Here is a 23,256-nt window from a genome sequence, read left to right as displayed (position 1 = left end):
GGGGATGCTTGAGTGAACCTTGACGCTCTCGCAGGCCGGCGGTGCGGCCGGCGGTCCCAAGGTCCACTCAAGCGCCGCCGGTTACGTTCGGCCAGCTTCGATCACCATCCCCGGCCAACGGACATCGAGGATCGACGTGGAGACAACAGACCTGCGTACGCTTGTCGAAGAGCAACTGCGACTGTCGCACCGGCTGCGGGCGAGGATCCGCGAGCTGGAAGCCGAGCGCGCGGCACCCCTGGCCGTCGTCGGGACGGCGCTGCGCTTCCCCGGCGGCGTGACCACCCCCGAGCAGTACTGGGAGTTGCTCACCGGCCCGGCGTCCGGGCCGCAGGAGATCCCGACCGACCGGCCGGGCCTACGCTCGGTGCACCACCCGGAGGTGGGCCGACCCGGTCACTCCTACGTGGAACGGGCTGGCTTCCTGGCCGACGTGGCCAGCTTCGACCCGGACTTCTTCGGTATCTCGCAACGGGAGGCCGAGTCACTGGACCCGCAGCAGCGGCTGTTGCTGGAGACGTCGTGGGAGGCGCTGGAACGGGCCGGCGTCGCGGTCCGCCGGGCCGACCGGCTGGACGCCGGCGTCTTCGTCGGCCTGATGGCCGCCGAGTACGGCGAGCGGTTCACCGACGCCGACCCGGACCGGCTCGACCCGTACTTCGGCACCGGCGGCGGGCACTGCTTCGCCGCCGGTCGGATCAGCTACGCGCTCGGGCTGCGCGGCCCGGCGGTCACCCTCGACACCGCCTGCTCGTCGTCGTTGGTGGCGCTGCACTCCGCGGCCCGCAGCCTACGGTCGGGAGAATGCCGGTACGCGCTGGTCGGCGGGGCGAACCTGATCTTCTCGCCGAGGTTGATGGTGTCGCTGTGCCAGAGTCGGGCGCTTGCCCCGGACGGCAGGTCCAAGCCGTTCACCGCCGCCGCCGACGGCTACGGTCGCGGCGAGGGTGTCGCCACGGTGGTGCTGATGCGGTTGGCCGACGCGGTCGCTGAGGGCCGGCCGGTGCTGGCGGTGGTGCGTGGCAGCGCGGTCAACCACGACGGCGCCTCGTCCGGCCTGACCGTGCCGAACGGTCCGGCCCAGCAGGAGGTGATCCGGGCCGCCCTGCGTGACGCCGGGGCCGATCCGGCCGAGGTGAGCTACGTCGAGGCGCACGGCACCGGCACCGCGTTGGGCGACCCGATCGAGGTCGCCGCGCTCGACGCGGTGTACGGCCGGCGGCGGTCCGACGCCCGGCCCCGGCTGCTGGTGAGCAGCGTCAAGGCCCGGCTGGGTCACCTGGAGGCGGCCGCCGGTCTGGCCGGGCTGATCAAACTGGTGCTGATGCTGCGTCACCAGCGGATCGTCGCCGACGTGCCGGAGGCCGACGGGCCGCTGAACCCGCTCGTCCCGTGGGCGGACGGCCGGATCGAGATACCGCGTCGGGCGGCCGACTGGTCCGGCGCCGGGCGGATCGCCGGGATCAGCGCGTTCGGGCTGAGCGGCACCAACGCACACGTGATCGTCCAGGCGGCGGACCCGGCCCCGGCCCGGCCGTCAGATCCGACGGCCCAGCCGGGTCGACCGGAGCTGCTGGTGCTGTCCGCCCGCAGCCCGCAGGCGCTGCAGACGCTCGCCGCCTCGGTCGGCACCTACCTTTTCCGCAGCGACCCGGCCGGGCTGTCCTCGGTCTGCCACACGCTGCGCGCCGGGCGAGCGCCGTTGGCGTACCGGCTGGCGGTGACCGGGACGTCGGCGCGCGACCTCGCCCGCAAGGTCAGTCTCGCTGTCGACGCCGCGCCGGAGCCGGCCGGTCCGCTGTCCGGTCCGGCCCTGGTGCTGCACCCCGCGGCCTCGGACGCGTTGGTCAAGGGGGTCGCGGCGATCGCCTCGGAGCTGCCGCTGCTGACCGACGACGGCCGGGCACCGGAGCTCGACCCGGCAGGTTGGCTGACCGGGGCGCTGAACCTGCTCGGCGTACCGACGGTCGTGCGGCAATCGAACGCGGACGCTGCCGGCCCCGGAACCGACCATGTCCACCCTGCGCTGCTTGATCTCGGCGACCAGCGGGTGGCGCTGGTGCCGGCCGATCCGGACCGGGCGACCGCCGTGTTCCTCGATGCGTTGGGGGCGTTGTTCCGGGCCGGCGCCGAACTGCGGATGGACCGGCTGCGGGCGCCGGACGCCCGGTTCGTCGGGGACCTGCCGACCTATCCGTTCCAGCGACGCCGCTGCTGGGTGCCGGAGCCGGTGGCACCGTCGCCAGCCACACGCGACTCCGGTGCCGCCGCGCTACCGGACGGAGTCCGGCCGCCGGCCGCGGCCGCCGCCGGCTTGTCCGCGGCCGCCACCAACTCGGCCGTGGACGCCACCAACTCGGCTGCGGACGCCGCCGGCCCGGCCCCGGACGCGGCCGATCAGGCCGCGGTGGAGCGCTTCCTACGTGCGGAGCTGGCCGAGGTGCTGAAGGCGAACGGCGAGTTGGACCTGCGGCTGACCTTCGCCGAGCTGGGCGGCGACTCGTTCACCGCGATGCTGTTCCTCAGCCGGGTGCAGGAGTGCTACCAGCTCGACGGGTCCACCGCCGAGCTCGCCGTGGACGAGCCACTGTCGGCGCTGCTCGCTGGCCTGGCCCGGGACGTCGCCAGCGCGGCGGTGCGGGGATGAGCCGGTTCGTCCGGCCCCGCCCGGCCGGTGACGCCACCTTGCGTTTCATCGCCTTCCACCACGCCGGTGGATCCGCCGCTGGCTACCACCCGTTGGCCAGGGAACTGCCGCCGGACTGGGAGGTGCTGCTGCTGGACCTGCCGGGGCGGGGCCGACGGTACGCCGAACCGCCGCTGCGGGCGATGACCGCCGTCGTCGACGAGGCGACCCGAGCGGTGTCACCGCACGCCGATCGGCCGTACGTGCTGTTCGGGCACAGCATGGGTGCGGTCGTCGCGGTCGAGGTCGGGCGCCGGTTGTCGACGGTCGGCGCGGCGCCGCTGTGGGTGGGGGTGTCCGGGCGGGCGGCCCCGACGACGCCGACCCCGCCGGTGCCCGGTCTCGGTCGGCTCGGCGACCTGGCCGACGCCGAGCTGCTGGAGGTCCTGCTGGGCCTCGGTGGCACGCCACACCGGCTGCTCGAGCTGCCGGAGATGCGGGAGCAGTTTCTCCGGGTCGCGCGTGCCGATCTGCAGGCGGTCGACTCGTACCGGCCCGCGCCGGACCGCTCGCCGCTGCCCTGCCCGCTGACCGTGTTCAGCGGGCTGACCGACTCCTGGGCACCGCTGGACTGCCTGCCGGCCTGGCAGGTGGAGACCGCTCACCAGCTGCGTCAGTGCTTCTTCCCGGGTGGACACTTCTACTTCCACGGCACGGCGTACCCGCACCTCGCCCGGGAGATCCGTACCGAGGTGACGGCCGTGCGGGGCGCGGCCGAGCAACGGCATGAGTTCTTCACGGTCGGCAGGTGATGGTGTCACTGGATCCGTGCCCCGATCCGTCGCAGACTGTTTTCAATGAGTTGTCAAGTCTGATGGCGAATCGGGGAACGAGTCATGCGAATCAACCTGCTCGGACCATTGCAGGCGACAATTGACCAGACGTCGATCGTGCCGTCTGCGGCCAAGCCGTGCCAGATTCTGGCATTGTTGGCCCTGAACGGCGACCGGCTGGTCACCAAATCCGCGATCTTCGAGGAACTCTGGGAGAACAACCCGCCACACAGCGCCACGACGACCCTGCATACCTACATCCACCAGCTCCGGCGGCAGATCAGCCGGGCGATGGCCGGCGACCCGTCGGGCGATTCTCGTGACGTTCTGGTAACCGAACGTGGTGGCTATTCGCTGCGGATGTCCGGCGGCCTCACCGACGTGCAGGAGTTTCAACGGTTGGGCCGGGCCGGCAGTGCGGCCTTCGAGCGGCGTGACTACCACGCCGCGAGCAGCCGGCTCGGCGACGCCCTCGCGCTGTGGCGGGCGCCGATGCTGTCGGACATCCAGTTCGGACCGCAGCTGGCCATGCACGCGCTGTCCCTCGGCGACCTGCGGCTCGCCGCTCTGGACCGGCGGATCGAGGCCGACCTGCAGCTGGGTCGGCACCTGGAGGTACTGGGGGAGCTGCGTGCCCTCACCGCCCAGCATCCGCTCAACGAGAGCTTCGCCGCTCACTACATGACCGCGCTCTATCTGTCCGGTGACGTCGGTACGGCGCTCGGGGAGTTCCGCCGGATCCGTACGCTGCTCGTCGCCGAGCTGGGTGTCGAGCCGGCGCGGCGGCTGCACGAACTGCAGCAGGTGATCCTCAGCGGGGGCGTTCCGCTGTCCGGGCGTGACCTGGTCGGCGCGGCGTAGCTGGCAGAGCCGCTACCCGAGTCACAGCTGGGTCCGGCTAAATTCGGTATATTCCGGCCTAACCCGCTTCCGTTACCGGCAATGGTTGAAGGCAGGGGGTACCCTGTGGTCGGTCGCTGAGTCGGCGGATCGGGTCAATAGCGCGGACCCAATGCCGGAACGCGGACCTGATGTCGGTTTTGGGAGGGAAGCGCGGGTGAGGTCTTCAGCCCTTTTCGGTGGAGCCTGAAATCGGCGTGCCGGAAATGGTGGCCCCGCCCGCGTGGCTGATCGCGGCATTAGTACGGTGCGTCGTCGACCGTGACGCAGCGGTCGTGCAGGAGGCGGGAAACGAGTCATGCAGACGTGCCCGTTGCGGGTCCTACTGGCTGAGGACGTCCACATGGTCCGTGGGGCGCTGGTCGCCCTGCTCGAACTGCAACCGGACATCCAGGTTGTCGCTCAGGTCGAGCGGGGCGACGCGATCCTGCCGGCCGCGCTGACCCACCGTCCGGACGTGGCGATCATCGACGTCAACCTGCCCGGGATCGACGGCCTCTCGGCGGCGATGCTGGTGCACGACCAGCTTCCCAGCTGCCGAACGCTGATCCTCACCGGCATCGACCGGCCGGGGATGCTGCGGCGCAGCCTGGAAGCGGGGGTGACCGGTCTGATGCTCAAGCACGCCCCACCCGCCAGTCTCGCCGAAGCGGTGCGCGAGGTTGCCGCCGGGCGACGGGTGGTCGACTCGCAGATCGCCCTTGCCGCGTTGAACGAGCGGTCCACGAGCCCGCTCTCGCCCCGGGAGATCGAGATCCTCAAGCTGACGGCGAACGGGCACTCGGCGAAGGAGATCGCCGCGATGCTCTATCTCTCGGCGGGGACCGTCCGTAACCATCTGACTTCTATCGCCACCAAACTCGATGCCCGTACCCGGGTCGACGCGGTGCGGATCGCCCGGGATGCCGGCTGGATTCTCTGATCCGGCCGGCATCCCGACGCCGGGCCGGACGCCCCGGCCGGTCCGGTACCTGCGGACCGGCACCGGACCGTTCGCGGATCAGACGAACTCCAGCACCGCCACCGTCCACATGAATCCGATGCCGGCGCCGACGGTGATCAGCTTGTCGCCGGACTTCGGCTGGTTGGTCTCGACCAGGTGGTTGATCCCGCCGATCTGGTCGCTGTTGCCCATGTGTCCGAGGTCGCGCCCCCACTCATAGGTCGTCCGGGCCGGGTCGAGGCCGAGTGACTTGTGGAAGCCCCACTCGACGATCGGCTGGATCAGGTTGGCGTGCACGAACCAGTCGGCGTCGGCGACGCTGGTCCCCGCCTCGGTCACTGCCTGGTCGAGCACGCTGGTCAGCTTCTGGTTGACCAACTCGAGGGCGTCGTCGTAGGCGTCCTCGTAGCGCATCAGCCACTCGTCCTTGCGCGCGGTCAGGTCGACCGGCTTGCCGGTGTCGAACGGCGCCCAGGTCCACGGCCCACCGCCCCGGTACAGCGGCTCCAGGCTCGGCTCGGTGGTGCTCGCCGTCGCCAGCAGCCGGGCGAAGCCCTGCCGCTTGGACAGCACCAGGGCGCTGCCCGCGTCGCCGAAGATGGTCTGGTCGTCACTCTTCCAGCGGTCGATGTACGGCAGCCGGAAAGCGTCCCCGGCGGTCAGCAGTGCGGCGGTGGTGTCCGGCCGGGCGGCCAGGTAGGACGCGCCGAGCTCCAGCGCCGCGAGCAGACCGTTGCAGCCCTGCCGCATCTCGATGGTGACCGAGGGGCCGCCGCCGACCGTCTCCTGCTGGACGTAGTGGGCCGGGCTCCACATCTCCCGGCCCTGGTGTGACACGTACCCGTGCAACACCAGGTCGATGTCCTGCGAGTCGTGACCGGAGCGGGACATGGCCTGCCGTCCGGCTGCGGCGGCCATCACCACGCCGGCCTCGTCGTCGTTGGCCACCCGTACCGCCCGGATGCCGTTGGTCTCCGCGGCGGAGGCGTCATAGGCGCCGTCGGCGACCGCCTGCTCTGCGGTGTACTGCTGCTCCGGCAGGTACAGCCCGGTGCCGGCCAGATAGATGTTGTCCCAACGCACGGTGCCTCCTTCGGCAAAATCGGTCCACCGACAGCAAACCGGTTGCCACTCGACCGGACCTTGAGCCGGTATCCCGGGGACCCTGAGCCGGTACGTCGGATCGGGCCGGGCACCGACGTGGTGCCCGGCCCGTCCGATCGGCTCAGGACGCGGCGGGTGCCGCGACCGGCTTGGCGTCGCTGCCGTCGGCATCGGCCGGTGCGTCGGCGCCGTCGGCACCGTCGGTGGCAGACCCGTCGGTGGAGGTGCCGGCGGCCGGCGGCGGTGCGGCCGGCAGACCGCGGAAGCCGATCAGACCGGTCAGCAGGCTCAGCCCGACCCAGACGAACAGGGTGGCGATGCCGAGGTGCAGTGCCTCGTTCAGCGCCTCCGGCCCGACCTGGCCCTGCTCGGCGAGGTCGGTGAGCCGGCCCTGCAGCACGGACGCGGAGATGGCCAGGGCCAGCGCCCCGCCCACCTGGGTGGCGACGTTCAGCACGGCCGACGTGGTGCCGGCGTCGTCCTCGGTGGCCATCGAGGTCCCGACCGTCGGGGTCGGGATCAGGCAGAGGACCAGGCCGACGCCGAGCAGCGTGGTGATCGGCAGCATGATCGTCCAGTAGGACCCGCTGGTCGGGGTGCGCATCAGCAGGACCAGCATGACGGCCAGCAGCACGGTGCCGACGACGTACGGGATCTGCGCGCCGATCTTCGGGATCGCCTTGGACAGCGGACCGGCCACGATCATCATCGCGAGGGTCGTCGGCAGGTACGCGAGCCCGGTCTCCAGCGGCGAGTAGCCGAGGATCGTCTGCATGTAGATCGGCAGCAGCATGAAGCACGGGATCATCAGACCCGCGGTGAAGAACTCACCCAGGCTGCCGGCGACCACACCGCGCAGTTTGAACAGCCGCAGCGGCAGCAGCGGCGCCTCCGCCCGGTGCTCGATGGCGATGAACGCCGGCAACATCACGGCCGCGACCAGGAACGCCGCCAGGGTACGGACGTCGGTCCAGCCGTGGTCGGTGACGCTGACGATGCCGAAGACCAACGTACCGAGGCCCAGGGTGCCGGTGAGTCCACCGAGGATGTCGGCCTTGGGGCGGGGCCCGGTCGGCGCGCCACCACGGATCAGCCACAGCGCGCCGATGGTGAGCACCACCGCGATCGGGATGTTGATGTAGAACGCCAGCCGCCAGTTGACGTCGACGATGGCGCCGCCGAGCAGGGTGCCCAGCCCAGCGCCGACGCCGATGACCGCGCCCCAGACGCCGAACGCCTTGGCCCGCTCGGCCGGGTCCCGGAAGGAGACGACCAGGAGGCTCAGGCAGGCGGGGGAGAGGCCGGCGGCGGCCAGACCCTGGATGGCCCGGGCGATCAGGATCTGGTCGTCGGTCTGCGCCATCGCGGCGAGCAGCGACCCTGCGGTGAACAGGGCGAGGCTGCCGAGGAACATCCGGCGCCGACCGATCACGTCGTTGAGTCGGCCACCGAGCAGCAGCAGACCGCCGAACAAGATGATGTAGTTGTTGAAGACCCACTGCAGCCCGATCGGGGACAACCCGAGGTCGCGCTGCAGCTCCGGGCCCATCACGCTGGCCACGGTGGTGTCGAGCGCGATCATCAGCTGCCCGACCGAGACGACGACCAGCACCAGCCAGCGCCGGCTGTCGGGGACGGGCCCGCCGGACGCTCCGACCGGCGCAGCGGCCTTCTGTTCCTGGCTTGTCATGGCTTCCTCTCGACCTGAGATGGATTCGGGGATGGCTGTGCCGCAGAGCTGACAGGACCGGCGGTTGATGCCGACCTGCGAGGGTGGTGAGGTTCGATACGAGGCTGACAGGAGCGGTGCTCTCTGTCAAGACTATTGCTCGTGAGTACGACCCGTGCTCTAATTCGTGGTACCCGGTCGGGTAAGCTTCGGCGGTACTGACCTGCACGATCGGTGCGGTGGTGCCCGGTGCCGGGACCGACGGGACCGCTCGAAGGAGGAGAGGCCTTGGCTTCCGCACGCGCGCTGCGGGAACGCGTCCGCAAGGAACTGACCGAGGAGATCGTCGAGATCGCCAAGGCGCAGCTCGCCGACCGGGGAGCCGAGAACCTCTCCCTGCGGGCGATCGCCCGGGACCTCGGCATGGTCTCATCGGCGGTCTACCGCTACTTCCCGAGCCGTGACGACCTGCTGACCGCGCTGGTCACCGACGGCTACAACTCCGTCGGCACCGCCGTCGAGCAGGCCGACGAGGCGGCGGCGGCCGACGACTTCGCGGGCCGGTGGCGGTCGGTCGGGCAGGCGCTGCGCAGCTGGGCGATCGAGCACCCGCACGAGTACGCACTCCTCTACGGCTCACCGGTCCGCGGCTACCACGCCCCGGAGACCACTCTGCAGGCGGCGATGCGGGACAAGGTGGTGCTCGGCCGGATCATCAGCGACGCGCACCGGGCCGGAGCGCTGCGTACCCCGCCGACCGCGCAGGCCACGCCCGAGTCGCTCGGCGGTGATCTCGAGCGGGTGCGGTCGGCCGTGCTCCCAGCCGTGCCCGACGAGTCCGTCATCGCCGCGCTGGCCGCGTGGAGCGGGCTGTTCGGGATGCTCAACCTGGAGCTGTTCGGCCATTTCAACAACATCATCGACGACCGGGCAGCCCTGTTCGACCAGGCCCTGACCCGCCTGGCCGAGTTGGCCGGACTGCCGACCTGACCCGACACACCACTCCCGAACGCCGCCACGCCCGAACACCGCGACACACCACGCCCGAAACAACTGGAGACTGTCCGTGCGGATCATCGTCATCATCTGCTCAGCCGTGCTCATCATGGAGTTCGTCCTGCACGGCCTCGCCATGTACATCGGCATGGAGGCAGGCATCCAGCCGTTGCAGAACCACTTCGGATTCCGCCCCAGCCGGGCGTTGACCCTGCTGATCGCGGTCCTCGACACCCTGGCCGCCGCCGGCCTGGTGATCGGCATCTGGCGGCCGGAGATCGGCGCCGTCGCCGCCGGCTACACGGTGGCCTTCTTCGGCATGATGCTGATCCTGCGTTTCTACCGAAACCTCGGTGGCATCCTGCCACCCGACTTCCCGCTCTTCTTCTCCCTCGGCGTGGTCGTCCTGGTACTGCAGCTGATGCGTTGACGCCCGCAGCGTCCGGCGCCGGTCGCCGGAGCGCGGTTGCACCTGTCTGCAACGGCTTCCATCGATGCCATTGACCGTCGATGGAGGCCGCGCCCATCCTTCGTAGGCCAGCTCAGCGAGGCCTGACGGGGGGAGTGCACAGTGCTGATCGGTACCCGGCACGTACCTGCAAGTCGCGTACGCACGCAGCGGACGCGAGTTCGGAGCCGGTGGGCGGCGGCGACGCTGGCCGTCCTGCTGGCCGGGGCCGCGTCGCCCGCCGTGACCACCGGCCCGGTCAGGGCCGCGCCGGCCACGGCGGCCGAGGCTGGCACGGCGGCCGAGGCTGGCACGGCGGCCAGCGCACCGGCCGGGGCCGGCTGTGCCGCCACCGCGCCGGACGAGACCGCTGCGGTGGCGGCGGCCGCCGAGTGCGGGCGGCAGGTCGAGGTGCTCGACGCCCGTACCGAATATTCGCAGGTCTTCGCCGACCCCACCGGCACCCGCACCCTGGTGAGCGCCGCCGCGCCGCAGCGGGTACGGCGCGACGACGGCGGCTGGGCCGACGTCGACCCGACGCTGCGACCGGTCGACGGGGCAATCGTCCCCACCGCGACCCTCGCCGACGTGCGGTTCTCCGCTGGTGGCGCCGGCCCGTTCGTGACCTGGCGGGAGCGGGACGAAATCTTCACCCTCTCCTGGCCGCAGCCGTTGCCGGCACCGGTCCTGGACGGCGACACCGCCGTCTACCCCGATGTCTATCCCGATGTCGACCTGCAGGTGATCGCCACCGTCGACGGATTCCGCCACGCCCTGGTCGTCAACAGCCGGACGGCTGCGGCCGACCCGGCGCTGCGGGAGATCCGCTACCGCGCCGGCGGCACCATGCGGCTCGAGCGGACCGACGGCGGGGTGCTCCGACTGGTCGACTCCACCGGTGCCTTCGTCGCCGAGAGTTCCGGCGCCCGGATGTGGGACTCGTCGGCCGATCCCAGCGCTGCCGGGGAAGTCCTTCCCGAGGTGGCGGCCGCCCGATCCGTCGCGGCGGCGAAGGGCTGGACGGCGGTGACACCCGAGTTGCCGGCCGCGCTGCGGTCGACATCGGCCGCGCCCGGAGTCGGCGCCAACTCCGCCGAGGTCGGCGTCGCCACGTCCGGCACCGAACTGATCCTCGCCCCCGCGCCGGGCATGCTGGACGACCCCGACGCGGTGCTGCCCATCTTCATCGATCCGCCGCTGAACAAGCTGCGCACCCTCTGGCAATACGCCAGCAGCAACAACGAGAACAACGACGGCTCCGCCGCCCGGGTCGGCAAGCAGCCACCGGACCAGTACAGCAGCAACGGACAGCTCTACCGGTCGTACTTCAACTTCAGCGTCTCCGCCATGCACGGTGCGCAGATCCTCGCCGCCGACATCACCATGGAGCTGGAACACTCCTGGTCCTGCGGCCCGACCTGGGTGCACCTCTACCGGACCACCGCGATGTCCGGCACCAGCGGCTCGCGGCTGGCGTGGGGGGCGAAACCCCTTGGGTCCGGTGCCGTCTACCTGGACGCCTGGGCGGGCAACGCCAACGAGGCCGGCGGTTGCGGATCGGTGCAGCAGAACGCCGACGCCGTCTTCGAAGGACAGAACCTGATCGACGACCTTCAGTACTATGCCGACGGCAACTGGAGCAACTACAGCGTCGGCCTGTGCGCCTGCAACAGCTCCGACGAGTACGAGTCCACCACCGACCGGTGGAAGAGGTTCCGCACCAACCAGACCTACCTGATCGCCACGTACGACAAACCACCGAACCCGCCGGTGGCCCAGCCGTTCTCCACCACCACCGACTGCTACCAGCGTTGCGGCGCCTCGGCGATCGTCCGGACCACCCGCCCCACCCTGCGGGCCGACGTCTCCGACCCGTTCGACGGCAGCGGCCCGACGATCTTCGAGGTGCGGACCGCCCAGTCCGACACCGCAGCCGTGGTCACCGACAACCGGGACGGGATGACCTGGACCGCGTTGCCCGCCACCGCCGCCTGGCAGGTGCCGGCCGGCGCGTTCGTGCACGGCGGGACGTACCACTGGCGGGCCAAGTCCCGGGACGAGAACTTCCTCTGGGGTGACTGGTCGACCTGGCAGACCCTGACCGTCGACACCGAGCCGCCGGGCATCTCCGCGCCGGCCTCGACCGACTTTCCGCTGGAGAGCTGGGGCGCGCCGGTCGGCACCGCCGGCACGTTCGACCTGGTCGGCACCGCCGACGTCGAGGACTTCGTCTGGTGGGTCGACGCCGGGCCGACGACCACGGTCACCGGCACCGGCACCGGCACCGCAACGCGGACCGCGACTGTCGACCACACCCCGGCCACCGACATGGTGCACACCCTGTACGCGAGGGCGCTCGACCTGGCGGGCAACGTGGCCGGTCCGGTGGAGCACCAGTTCTGGGTCTCGCCACCACCGAACAAGTACGCCCACTGGCCGCTGGACGAGGCCACCGGCACGGTGGCGGCGGACGCCGGAAACCCCCAGGGCAACGCCCTGTCACCCGGGGCCGTCGCCGGCCCGGCCAGCTTCGGCCCCGGCCGCATCGGCGGAGCACTCACCCTGGCCGGACCGGGCGCGCAGCTGACCACCAGCGCGCCGGTGCTCGACACCACCCGGGGCTTCACGGTGCTGGCCTGGGCCCGGGCCAGCGATCTGGCCGCCGGCACTGTGCAGACCATCCTCAGCCAGGACGGCGCGACCGCCAGCCGGTTCGAACTGCAGTACCGGGCGAACGTCAACGAAGGTGCCGGCGGCTGGTGCTTCACCATGCGGGCGGCGCAGACCAGCGGGACGCCGGTGTCGGCCTGTGCGGCCGGGGTCCTGCAGGCACCGCCGACCGAGGACGTGTGGGTCCACCTGGCCGGCGCGTACGACCCGGTGACCGGGCAGATCTCCGTCTACGTCATGGGCGACACCGACACCTGCGCGGGCGAGACGGCACAGGCGGCGTTCACCGGTGACTGGGCGGCGACCGGGTCGTTCGTCGTCGGCCGTGGCCTCGCCGCCGGAGCAGCCAGCAGCCAGTGGTACGGCGACGTCGACGACGTCTTCGCCTACCAACGACTGCTGTCGACGTACGAGATCTGCCAGCAGGCCCTGCGTACGACCGGCCCGCCGCCGTCCTGACCACCTCGTGCGGCCGGCGCCCGGGCCGCACCGCACCGGATCGCCGACCGTTTCGCCGCCGTCGCTGTACGAACACGTGGGGAGTAGTGCGATGAGAACTGGCACCACGAGCCGGATGTGGCTCGCCGGGCTCGCCCGCCGGGCCCGGTGGGCGGCGGTGCCGCTGCTCACGGTGGTGACGGTGCCGCTGCTCGCGGTACCGGCGACGGCGAGGGAGATTGCCTGGCAGCCGCCGGTCCCCGACGAGGTGACCGGAGTCGGAGTCCGGGACCACCCGCCGGAACCCGCCCGGCCGGCCTGGTCGGCGGACCGGCACGCGGTCCGCGGCGCGGCGGAGGTGACCTGGCCGGCGGCCGGCACCGCCCGGGTCGACCTGGGCAGCGGTACGGCGGCCCGGATCGCCGCCGACGGGCTGGCACCCGCCGGCGAACTGCCGGTCCGGGTCGGCTCGGTGACCGCCGCCGACCTGCCGCCCAAGGCCCGGACCGGGCCCGGCACGGTCTCGGTGACCGTGCACGACCGGACGACCGCCGAGCGGGCCGGAGTGGACGGCTTGCTGATCAGCCTGGACCGGCCGGGTCGCGGCAGCGGCCCGGTCGCCGTGCAGGTCGACTACTCCGGCTTCGCCGCGGCCTACGGCGGTGACTGGGCGTCCCGGCTGCGGCTGGTGCGCCGGCCCGCCTGCGCGCTGACCACGCCGGCCGACCCGGCCTGTCGGACCCGTACCCTGGTGGCCACCACCAACGACGCCCGCGCCGGCACCCTGGCCGCGACGGTGCCGCTCGCCGGTACGGGCGCGACGGTGCTGGCCACCGAGTCCGGCCCGAGCGGGGACAACGGCGACTACACCGCCACCGACCTGTCCCCGGCCGGGACCTGGCAGGTCTCCACCCAGACCGGCGACTTCAGCTGGACCTACCCGCTGCGGACGCCGCCCGGTCTGGGCGGTCCGGAGCCGTCGCTGGCGCTGAACTACTCGTCGGGCAGCGTCGACGGCCGGACCGGGTCGACGAACAACCAGGGTGGCTGGGTCGGTGACGGCTGGTCGATGTGGCCGGGCTACATCGAGCGCAAGTACGCAGCCTGCAGTGACGACAACCCCAGCCGGAAGACCGGCGACCTCTGCTGGTTCAGCGACAACGCGACGCTGTCACTCAACGGCATGGCGACCGAGCTGATCCGTTCCGGCGACGTGTGGCGGCTGGCCGAGGACGACGGCACCAGGGTCGAGCGGCTGACCGGCGCGGCCCGCGACAACGGCGACGACGACAACGAGTACTGGAAGGTCACCACCACCGACGGGGTGATGTACTTCTTCGGCTACCACAAGCTGCCCGGCTGGACCTCCGGCAAGCCGGTCACCGACTCGACCTGGACGGTGCCGGTCTACGGCAACGACGACGGCGAGCCGTGTGCGGACGGCGCGTTCGCCGACTCGTGGTGCCGCCAGGCGTGGCGGTGGAACCTCGACTACGTGCTCGACCCGAACGCCAACGCGATGGCCTACTACTACGGCAAGGAGACCGGAGCGTACGGCCGTGACCTTGACCCGGACCAGCGGACCACCTACACCCGGGGCGGCTGGCTGCACCGGATCGAGTACGGGCTGCGCCACGACACCGTCCACAGCCAGACCGCGCCGCTGCGGGTGGTGCTGGGCACCAGCGAGCGTTGCCTGGACGACTGCTGGGAGGGCGCCGCCTGGGACTCGGAGCCGGTCCCCTCCGCCTGGCCGGACACGCCATGGGACCAGGACTGCTCGGAGGCGCCGTGCGAGGACGCGGTCGCACCGACGTTCTGGTCGGCACGCCGGCTCACCGGCGTCGCCGCGCAGGTCCGCAACGGCCCGGACACCTACCGTACGGTCGAATCCTGGACCCTGCAGCAGGAGTTCCTCAGCGCGGGCACCGGTGAAGGAATCCCGATGTGGCTGCGGGGCGTAACCCGCACCGGGCACGTCACCACCGCCGGCGGCGAGTCGGTGACCGATCCGCAGATCACCTTCAACCCCGGGGCCGAGCCGCTGGCCAACCGGGTCGACGGCGCACAGGACCAGCGGACCGCGTTGAACCGGTGGCGGATCAAGCAGATCCGTACCGAGACCGGCGGCGACCTCCTGGTCACCTACTCCGACAGGCAGTGCACCCGGTCCGCGCTGCCCACCCCGCACAGCAACACCAAACGGTGCATGCCGTCGTACTACTCCTGGCCGGGCACCGGGGACCCGACCATCGACTGGTTCCACAAGTACGTGGTCACCGAGGTCAACCTCGACGACCTGGTGACCGACCAGCCGACCCAGACCACCTACTACGACTACCTGGACAACCCGGCCTGGCACTACAGCCGGGACGAGATCACCAAGGACAAGTTCCGGACCTGGGGCGAGTGGCGAGGCTACGGGCGGGTCCGCGTCCGCCAGGGCCACCCCACCGGGCAGCAGACCGCGGTCGAGTACCGCTACCTGCGTGGGATGCACGGCGACCGGCAGCCGGGCGGCGGCACCCGGACCGTGTCGGTGACCGACTCCTGGGGCGGCACCATCACCGACCACGAGGCGCTGGCCGGCTTCCTGCTCCAGGAGATCACCTACGACGGCCCGGACGGCGACGAGGTCTCCTCGACCCGCAACGAACCGTGGCGGGTCGGGCCGACCGCGACCCGCAGCCGCAACGGCGTCACCACCAACGCGTGGCGGGTCGCGGTCGGCACCGAACGGAACCGGACCGCGCTGGCCGCCGGCGGCCAGCGGACCACCCGGGTCAGCACCAGCTTCAACACCGATGGGTTCCCGGTCGCCCGGGACGAGACGGGCGACGAGGCGCAGACCGGGGACGAGACGTGCACCCGGACGACGTACGCCCGTAACGACGGCGACTGGATGATCGACCGGGTGGCACAGACCGAGACGCTCTCGGTGGCGTGCGCCGACGCGACCGAGCCGGCCGTCCCGGCCACGGTGCTCTCCCGCGAGCGGACCTTCTACGACAGCTACACCGGCGAAGCGTCATTCGGTGCCGCGCCGACCCGCGGCAACCCGGTCCGTACCGAGGAGCTCGACCACTTCGACGGTGGTAACCCTGTCTACCTCCGTACCGCGACGACGGGGTACGACGCCAACGGGCGGGTCATCGCGGCCACCGACGCGCGCGGACACACCACCGACACGGCCTACACCACCGCCAACGGGGGACTGGTTACCCAGACCGTGGTGACGAACCCGCTCGGACACCAGACCGGCACGGTGCACGAACCGGCCTGGGGGCTGCCGACCAAGGTCACCGATCCGAACGGCGTGGCGACCGAGCTGGCGTACGACGGACTGGGCCGGCTGACCGACGTCTGGCTGCCGGGACGGTCCAGGGCCACCCAGACGCCGAGCATCAAGTTCGCCTATCTGCTGCGGGGCGTCGCCGGCCCGGCCGCCGTCACCACCGAGACCCTGCTGCCGACCGGCGCCGGCTATCGCAAGTCGGTCGACCTGCATGACGGATTTCTCCGGCTGCGGCAGAACCAGCTGCAGGCCACCGGCGGCGGTCGGTTGCTGACCGAGACGTTCCACACCACGGCAGGACAGGTGGACTGGACCTCGAAGCCGTACTACGACTCCACCGGTGCCGCGCCCGGCACCACGTTGGGCAGCCCGCAGGGCGCGGTCCCGGCGGTCACCGAGCATCTCTACGACGGAGCCGGTCGCGAGACCACGCAGATCGAGAAGGCGTACGGCGTCGAACAGTGGCGCACGACGACCGGACACGGCGGCGACCGGGTCCACACCACACCGCCGGCCGGCGGCACCGCCACCACGACGATCTCCGACGCCCGTGGCCGGACCGTCGAGTTGCGTCAGTACCGGTCGCCCGCCGACGTCGGCAGCGCCGACCCGGCCGACTTCCACCGGACCCGCTACACCCATACGCTGCGCGACGAGATCGAGACGATCACCGATGCCAAGGGCAACGTCTGGTCGTACGAGTTCGACCTGCGGGGCCGGCGGGTCCAAGCGGTCGATCCGGACCGTGGCACGACCACGACCACCTACGACGCGGCCGGCAACGTGCTGACCTCGACCAGCCCGGTCGGCTCGGCCACGCAGACCCTCGCGTACACCTACGACGAGATCGGCCGCAGGACCAGCATGCGCGACGACAGTCCGACCGGAGCGTTGCGGGCCCGGTGGACCTACGACACCACGCCGATCCTGCCCGGGGGAGCCCTGGCGAAAGGTCTGATCTCCGCCACGATCCGCTACCACGACGGCAACGCCTACACCAACCGGGTGGACAGCTACGACAGCCACGGTCGCCCGACGTCGAACTCGGTGGTGCTGCCGGCCGCCGAGGCCGACCTGTGCGCGGCCGCCGCTGCGCAACCGTGCGTCTACACGAGCACCGGCGCCTACTGGCCGAACGGCAAACAACTCCGCACCACGATGCCGGCCGTCGCCGACCTGCCGGCGGAGCAGCTCACCCACAGTACGAACGACGTCGGGGGCGACGCCGGTCTGCTGTCGGCGGCGGCGGTCTACGCGCAGGCGACGTACGACAAGTTGGGGCTGTTGGAGCAGCGGCTCTCCGGGCCGTTCGGTTCCCGGCTGGTGGTGGACTTCGACACCGACGAGTCGACGCGCCGGCGTACCGGGATGAACGTGGTGGCCGAAGGCCAACCGGAGATCGCCGACTACTCCTACAGCTACGACGACGCCGGCAACGTGACCCGGATCCACGAGGAGCCGGCCGGGCAGACCGCGGACACCCAGTGCTTCGGATACGACCACCTGCGCCGGTTGACCGAGGCGTGGACGCCGGAGTCGGGCCAGTGCGCCACCGCGCCGAGCCTGGGCGGGCTGGGCGGGCCGGCGCCGTACTGGCGCAGCTGGACCGTCGACGAGATCGGCAACCGCCTGTCCCAGACGGAACATGCCGCGACCAGCACCACCTACCAGTACTCGTACCCGCAGTCGGGACCGGGATCGGCGCGTCCGCACACCGTCACCGGGGTGGCCGCGTCGGGAGCGCAGTCCTGGAGCCGCAGCTACAGCTACGACGACGGCGGCCACACCAGGACCAGACCGGATGCTTCCGGCGCCGGGCAGACCCTGGTCTGGGACCGCGAGGGCAAGCTTGGGTCCCTGACCCAGGGCGCCGACGTCACCGGCTACCTCTACGACGTCGACGGCAACCGGCTGATTCGCACCGATCCGGCGGGCCGGACCCTCTACCTGCCGGGCGGTACCGAGGTCCGATACGACAACGCCACCGGCTCGACCACGGCCACCCGGTACTACTCCCACGCCGACGAGGTCGTGGCGGTCCGTACCGGTGCCGGGTTGTCCTGGATCGTCGCCGACCACCACGGCACCGCCGAGTTGACCGTTGACGCGACCAGTCTGGCCGTGGCGAGCCGCCGGACCCTGCCCTACGGCGAGCTTCGGGGCGCCACCGTCGGGACCTGGCCGGCGACGATGGACAAGGGCTTCGTCGGCGGGACCGTCGACGACACGGGCCTGACAAACATCGGTGCCCGGGAGTACGACCCGTTCCTCGGCCGGTTCGTCAGCGTCGACCCGGTCATGGACGTGAGTGACCCACAGCAGATGCACGGCTACGCCTATTCGAATTCGAACCCGGTGACCTGGTCGGACCCGACCGGCCTGATCCATTGCGGGGACAACGGGTGCAACCAGGTGGCCTACCCGGACCCCGATGGCGGCTACGACGTCCGGGGCGATCCGGTCAACGACGTCTGCATGGGCCCATGCCAGAGCAACGGCGCGCCACCGCCGCCAGGTAAGACTCCACAGCCAGAGCCGAAGGACGACTGCTGGGCCTGGTCCTGGGTGTGCAGTGCTGGCAGGTCGGTCAACCCTGCCTTGAACAATTTGGGCACGCTGAAGGGAGCCGGTGGTCTCGTGTGCGTCGCCGTTTCCGGTCGTACTTGCACGGCGCTGGCCTTGGCGTCCGAAGATGATCCGCTAGCGCATCAATTTTGGAATTGGTCTGCTTGTGGAATAATGTGCTACGGAATCAGTGGGAATGAGGAAGGTTTGTACCTGGAAATGGGCGGGCTCGGTTGTTGTGGCATAGCTACGGCCTACGGTGCCACTTCGGTTGCTCCGTCGGAGATGAGTGGGCAGGGCTACCACCAGACGTGTGCTTCGGCGCTTGCCGGCGGTTGCTACTCGGGCGGCCAGAAGGCCGGCGGAGGCAACTGGCACGGGGGTGCGGCCTCGTTCGGCCCTGGGAAATCGTTCTTCTTCGGGATGATGGGATCCTGGAAAATTTCCGACCAAAAGATGCTGCCGCACTAACTTTGGAGGGGATGCGTCGGACAGGTGCTGATGGCTGAAGGGCGCCAGTGGCGCCTACTCAAAGCCGGCAAGGCTGAGTCCGCAACGTTCTGGCCCGACCGGTGATCGGCGTGGAACGATGGGCGGATGCCACGAGGTGCGAAGGCGGGTGAGGAGCGGGCCGGGGTGCCGTTGACCAACCTCGACCAGCCGCTGTTCGACGGTGCCGGCGCGACAAAGCGCGACCTCGTCGACTATCTCGACGCGGTGCACGACCGGATCGTCCCCGCGTTGCGTGACCGGCCGCTGTCGGTGGTCCGGGTCCGACCCGGCCAGCCACCGTTCATGCAGAAAAACCTGCCCGGGTACGCACCGGACTGGATCGCCACCGCCGAGGTGTGGGCGGACCGTTCCCGGCGGATGCTGACCTACGGCCTGTGCAACGACCGGCGGACCCTGCTCTGGTTCGCCAATCAGCGGGCGGTCGAGTTCCATCCGACGTTGACGACAGCCGGCGAACGGGCGTACCCGACGCATCTGATCCTCGACCTCGACCCGCCGCCGGGCGGCGCGTTCCGGTCGGCGGCGCAGGCGGCCCTGCTGGTCCGTGAGGTGCTGACGTCGTGCGGCATGGCCGGGGCGGTGAAGACCAGCGGTGCCAAGGGCGCGCACGTGTTCGTGCCGTTGGCGGGTGACGCCGGCCACGACGACGTCGCCGCGGCGACCCGGGCGATCGCGGCCCGCGCCGAACGCCTGGATCCGGCGCTGGCGACGACGGCGTTCATCGTCGAGCAGCGGGAGGGCAAGGTCTTTCTCGACTCGACCCGGGCCGGCGGCGCGACGGTGGTCGCACCGTACAGCCCTCGGCTGCGGCCGGGTCTGCCGGTCTCCTTCCCGCTGGCCTGGGCGGCGCTGGAGTCGGCGGTGCCGACCGACTACACCATCGGTACGGTGCCACCCCTGCTCGGCGGCGACGACCCGTGGGCGGCGCTGATGCCGCCGCCGCAGCGCCTCGATCCCGGCCTGGTCGAGCAGGGCCACGGCATCCCGATCGCCCGGGTGGTCGCCATGCACGAAGGCAAGCGCCGTGCCGCCGAACGCCGTAGGCGCGAGGCCCGGGAGCCCGACGGCGGGCCGGGCTGACGCTGGCCGGGTACGACGGCCCTGGCCGGGTACGACGGTCAGTCGATCCGGCCGACCGGCTCGCGCTTCTCGGCCTGGAACACGTCCTCGGTGCGGCCGCGGGCCCAGTAGCCGGAGATGGAGATTGCCTCGCGGGGGATGCCCCGTGCCTGGAGCACCTTGCGGACAGCCTTGATCGACTCACGCTCGCCGTGCGCGAAGACCTGCACGGCACCGGGAGAGTCCTCGGCGGGCGGCCAGGGCCAGTCCTCCATCGCGCGGGCGAGGAACACGGTGTCGCCGTCGTCGGCGTTGACCAGCCAGTTCACCGTTACCTGGGCGGGGTGTTCGAGGTCGATGATGTCGGCCGGATCGGTGATCTCGAGGTGCGCGACGCCGCGCGCGTGCCCCGGCAGTGTCTGCAGGGACGCGGCGATCGCTGGCAACGCGGACAGGTCTCCGGCGAACACGTGCCAGCCGACCGCCGGGTCGGGCGCGTACGCCCCGCCGGGGCCCGACAGCACCAGCCGGTCGCCCGGCGTGGCCTTGGCCGCCCACACCGCCGCCACCCCGGCGTCGCCGTGGGTCACGAAGTCGATCGCCAGCCGCCGGGTGGCCTGGTCGAACCAGCGGACCGTGTAGGTACGGGTCACCGGCCGTTGCCCGGCCGGCAGGGTGGTTCGCAGCGCGGCGAGGTCGTAGGGCGGCTCCAGCCCGAGCGTGGGGTCGACGAACAGCAGTTTCACGTACGCGTCGGTGTGGCCGGCGTAGCTGAATTCGGCCAGCGACGGCCCGGCGAGAACCACCCGCACCAGGTGCGGCGTCAGCCACTCGGTGGACTCGACCGTGAGTACGTGCTGATTCGGTGCCTGCCGCCGGGTCGTCGCCATCGCGTGTTCCTCCGCTTCGCTGCTCCTTCTTAGGTTAGGCGAGCCTACTTCGCGGCGCACTGCGTGGCGACGGAGGCTGGTGCGGCGTGGCGACGGGGCCGGTGCGTCGAGCGCGGCCGAGCGCGTTTGGCGGCGTCTCGTCGGTGCGGCGTGACCCCGGGCGACCTCGTCGTGTTTCTGCTCCGACATGGCTTGCTAACCGCACCGCAACAGCCAGGGCGACATCGCCGTAACAAGCTCTACCTAATCTCGTCTCTAGTCTATAGAGAAGGGAGTGAGATGACCACTACGCAGAGTGCGGCCCTCGTCGAGGCGGCCGGCACCCACAACGAGGTGCTGGCGTCGAGTGCCCCTGAACCTGCGCCCATGGTGTCGATCGTCGACCTCCACAAGCAATACCGCACCGCCGACGGCGATGTTCACGCCGTACGGGGGATCAGCTTCGACATCGCCAAAGGCGAGTTCGTCACGCTGCTCGGCCCGAGCGGCTGCGGCAAGACCACCATCCTGCGCTCGGTCGCCGGCCTGGAGACGCCGACCTCCGGCGAGATCGCCATCGGCGGCCGACCCGTCTACTCATCCAACCGTCGGATCCGGCTCACCCCGGCGCAGCGCCAGATCGGCATGGTGTTCCAGTCGTACGCGATCTGGCCGCACATGTCGGTGTTCGACAACGTGGCCTACCCGCTGCGGCGGCGCAAGCTGCGCAAGGCCGAGATCAATGCCCGGACCACCGAGGTACTGGAAATGCTGGGGCTCGACCACGCGGCGCAGCGCCCAGCCACCAAGCTCAGCGGTGGACAGCAGCAGCGCGTCGCGGTGGCCCGCGCGCTGGTGTCCCGTTCCGAACTCATCCTCTTCGACGAACCACTGTCGAACCTCGACGCAAAGCTGCGTAAGGAAGTTCGCCAGGAGATCCGCGACCTGCAGCAGCGGCTCGGCATCACCGTCCTCTACGTCACCCACGACCAGGAAGAGGCGATGGCGGTCTCGGACCGGATCCTGGTGCTGGAGAGCGGCGAGATCAAGGACCAGGGCGCCCCGACGCGGGTCTACTCGCGCCCCGCCGACGTGTTCGCGGCGAACTTCGTCGGCGAAAGCGAGACGCTGCCGGGCACCGTCGTCGACGCCGACGACGATCACTGGCTGGTACAGACCGGTATCGGCCAGCTCCACGTGGCGCGACAGCCACACGACACCGTGCGGGTCTCCGAACCCGTCGTGCTCACCGTCCGTCCGGAGCACCTGCAACTGCGGGAGGCGGCCTCGGACACCCCGGTGCCGGCGATCGCCGGGTCGGTGCGCTCGGCATCCTTCCTCGGCCCGTTCGCCGAACTGGTCGTCGAGCTGGAGTCCGGCCACCTCGTCACCGCCCGGGTGACCGGCGGCGCGGGCGCGGCACTGGGCAGCCGGGTGCACGTGCGGATCGAGCCGCACCACGTGGTGTTGCACCCGGACCGCTCGCCGGCGGGCCACGACCCGCAGTGACAAGACGACCAAGACCAGTGCGATGAGCCAGCGACTCAAGGAGAACGACATGACATACAACCAGGTGCACCCCAAGAGCCACGCCGTCGAGATCATCGACCGCAGCGCGACGCTCAGCAAGCTGAACGACGCCCTGGAGATCGACTTCGCGAAGACCGCCGTCGTGCAGATCGACATGCACGTACGGCAGATCGACAAGGACTGGTCGTCGTTCCCGCAGAACGTGGCCGAGCGGATCCTGCCGAACGCCGCCGCCTTTCTGGACGCCGGCCGCGAGCTCGGGCTGCCGGTCATCCACGTCATGGTCTACCAACGGCTCGTCGAGCGCGGCATGCAGCCGCGCACCGCGATCGTGCAGAGCACCGGCCGGCACGGTACCCCGTACGGCCAGGCACCCCGGCCCGGGTATCACCCGGACGCCCCCGAGGGCTACTTCGAGTGGGACGTCATGCCGATCCTCGGCCCCAAGCCGGGTGACTACATCATCAACACCAAGCGGCAGATGACCAGCAGCTTCCTTTCGACCGACGTGGAGCACCTGATCCGCTGCCTCGGCGTCGACACGTTCTTCGTCGTCGGCATCAACACCAACAACTGCGTCTCCAACTTCTCGTTCGACGCCTACAACCGGATGTGGACGCCGATCATCGTCACCGACGCGGTGGGCTCCACCCACGGCAAGGACCTGCACGAGTTCGCGCTGCAGAACTACCCCCGCACCATCGGGCTCGCGATGTCCTCGGCCGAGGCCGTCGAGCGGCTCAGCGCCGCCAAGGCCGCCGCCGCGGACACCGCGATGGCGGGTATCTGACCTGCCCG

14 protein-coding genes are annotated in these 23,256 nt (G+C 70.8%); 11 read left to right on the top strand and 3 right to left on the bottom strand.

The window, feature by feature from the left end; all coding sequences use genetic code 11:
- Window positions 1–136 precede the first annotated feature (136 nt).
- The 4 genes from O7629_RS20175 to O7629_RS20160 all read left to right on the top strand — a co-directional run bounded on the left by O7629_RS20175 (window position 137) and on the right by O7629_RS20160 (window position 5,281).
- Window positions 137–2,647, top strand: coding sequence for a type I polyketide synthase (locus O7629_RS20175; RefSeq protein ID WP_278171021.1), 2,511 nt, complete (start codon window positions 137–139; stop codon window positions 2,645–2,647).
- The gene (locus O7629_RS20170) at window positions 2,644–3,438 is read left to right on the top strand and encodes an alpha/beta fold hydrolase (RefSeq protein WP_278171019.1); all 795 of its coding nucleotides are present in this window, start codon (window positions 2,644–2,646) and stop codon (window positions 3,436–3,438) included. The genes O7629_RS20175 and O7629_RS20170 overlap by 4 nt, the downstream gene beginning before the upstream one ends.
- A gap of 84 nt (window positions 3,439–3,522) precedes the next feature.
- Complete coding sequence (locus O7629_RS20165; RefSeq protein ID WP_278171018.1) at window positions 3,523–4,320, top strand: AfsR/SARP family transcriptional regulator; 798 nt, start codon at window positions 3,523–3,525, stop codon at window positions 4,318–4,320.
- Window positions 4,321–4,657: 337 nt separating this feature from the next.
- A complete protein-coding gene (locus O7629_RS20160; protein ID WP_123603269.1) occupies window positions 4,658–5,281 on the top strand; it encodes a response regulator transcription factor in 624 nt (207 codons plus the stop codon).
- Window positions 5,282–5,359: 78 nt separating this feature from the next.
- Here the strand turns inward: O7629_RS20160 and O7629_RS20155 are convergent, their stop codons facing one another.
- Together O7629_RS20155 and O7629_RS20150 are read right to left on the bottom strand one after the other, a co-directional pair.
- Entirely contained in the window at window positions 5,360–6,385 is a 1,026-nt protein-coding gene (locus O7629_RS20155) for a ketoacyl-ACP synthase III family protein (protein WP_278171017.1), read from the bottom strand.
- 142 nt (window positions 6,386–6,527) lie between these two features.
- The gene (locus O7629_RS20150; protein WP_278171016.1) at window positions 6,528–8,096 is read right to left on the bottom strand and encodes an MFS transporter; all 1,569 of its coding nucleotides are present in this window, start codon (window positions 8,094–8,096) and stop codon (window positions 6,528–6,530) included.
- Window positions 8,097–8,363: 267 nt separating this feature from the next.
- On the opposite strand from O7629_RS20150, the gene O7629_RS20145 reads away from it, so the two are divergent.
- The 5 genes from O7629_RS20145 (at window position 8,364) to O7629_RS20125 (ending at window position 20,080) form a co-directional block, all read left to right on the top strand.
- Entirely contained in the window at window positions 8,364–9,065 is a 702-nt protein-coding gene (locus tag O7629_RS20145; RefSeq protein WP_278171015.1) for a TetR/AcrR family transcriptional regulator, read from the top strand.
- A 76-nt stretch (window positions 9,066–9,141) separates the two neighbouring features.
- Window positions 9,142–9,501 (top strand): hypothetical protein, encoded by a 360-nt coding sequence (locus O7629_RS20140; RefSeq protein WP_123603265.1) that lies wholly within the window; start codon window positions 9,142–9,144, stop codon window positions 9,499–9,501.
- 141 nt (window positions 9,502–9,642) lie between these two features.
- Window positions 9,643–12,648 carry a LamG-like jellyroll fold domain-containing protein gene (locus tag O7629_RS20135; RefSeq protein ID WP_278171012.1) on the top strand — a complete coding sequence of 1,002 codons (3,006 nt, stop codon included), beginning with the start codon at window positions 9,643–9,645 and terminating at the stop codon, window positions 12,646–12,648.
- Window positions 12,649–12,739: 91 nt separating this feature from the next.
- Complete coding sequence (locus O7629_RS20130; protein WP_278171011.1) at window positions 12,740–18,958, top strand: RHS repeat-associated core domain-containing protein; 6,219 nt, start codon at window positions 12,740–12,742, stop codon at window positions 18,956–18,958.
- Between the two features lie 126 nt (window positions 18,959–19,084).
- A complete protein-coding gene (locus O7629_RS20125) occupies window positions 19,085–20,080 on the top strand; it encodes an ATP-dependent DNA ligase (protein ID WP_278171010.1) in 996 nt (331 codons plus the stop codon).
- Window positions 20,081–20,118: 38 nt separating this feature from the next.
- Here the strand turns inward: O7629_RS20125 and O7629_RS20120 are convergent, their stop codons facing one another.
- Entirely contained in the window at window positions 20,119–20,949 is an 831-nt protein-coding gene (locus tag O7629_RS20120) for a siderophore-interacting protein (protein ID WP_278171008.1), read from the bottom strand.
- 279 nt (window positions 20,950–21,228) lie between these two features.
- Here O7629_RS20120 and O7629_RS20115 point away from each other — a divergent pair, with 279 nt between their 5' ends.
- Entirely contained in the window at window positions 21,229–22,437 is a 1,209-nt protein-coding gene (locus tag O7629_RS20115; protein ID WP_278171006.1) for an ABC transporter ATP-binding protein, read from the top strand.
- A gap of 49 nt (window positions 22,438–22,486) precedes the next feature.
- The gene (locus O7629_RS20110; RefSeq protein WP_278171005.1) at window positions 22,487–23,248 is read left to right on the top strand and encodes an isochorismatase family cysteine hydrolase; all 762 of its coding nucleotides are present in this window, start codon (window positions 22,487–22,489) and stop codon (window positions 23,246–23,248) included.
- The last annotated feature ends 8 nt before the right edge of the window (window positions 23,249–23,256 follow it).

This window comes from Solwaraspora sp. WMMD792 (genome assembly GCF_029626105.1).
GTDB lineage: Bacteria > Actinomycetota > Actinomycetes > Mycobacteriales > Micromonosporaceae > Micromonospora_E.
This window is presented reverse-complemented; position numbering and strand designations above follow the sequence as displayed.

Excerpts from the sequence above, each read along its gene's own strand:
- O7629_RS20110 (WP_278171005.1), top strand. The coding sequence starts at position 22,487 with ATGACATACAACCAGGTGCACCCCAAGAGCCACGCCGTCGAGATCATC.
- O7629_RS20170 (WP_278171019.1), top strand. The coding sequence starts at position 2,644 with ATGAGCCGGTTCGTCCGGCCCCGCCCGGCCGGTGACGCCACCTTGCGT.
- O7629_RS20160 (WP_123603269.1), top strand. The coding sequence starts at position 4,658 with ATGCAGACGTGCCCGTTGCGGGTCCTACTGGCTGAGGACGTCCACATG.
- O7629_RS20150 (WP_278171016.1), bottom strand. The coding sequence starts at position 8,096 with ATGACAAGCCAGGAACAGAAGGCCGCTGCGCCGGTCGGAGCGTCCGGC.
- O7629_RS20115 (WP_278171006.1), top strand. The coding sequence starts at position 21,229 with ATGACCACTACGCAGAGTGCGGCCCTCGTCGAGGCGGCCGGCACCCAC.
- O7629_RS20125 (WP_278171010.1), top strand. The coding sequence starts at position 19,085 with ATGCCACGAGGTGCGAAGGCGGGTGAGGAGCGGGCCGGGGTGCCGTTG.
- O7629_RS20130 (WP_278171011.1), top strand. The coding sequence starts at position 12,740 with ATGAGAACTGGCACCACGAGCCGGATGTGGCTCGCCGGGCTCGCCCGC.
- O7629_RS20120 (WP_278171008.1), bottom strand. The coding sequence starts at position 20,949 with ATGGCGACGACCCGGCGGCAGGCACCGAATCAGCACGTACTCACGGTC.
- O7629_RS20165 (WP_278171018.1), top strand. The coding sequence starts at position 3,523 with ATGCGAATCAACCTGCTCGGACCATTGCAGGCGACAATTGACCAGACG.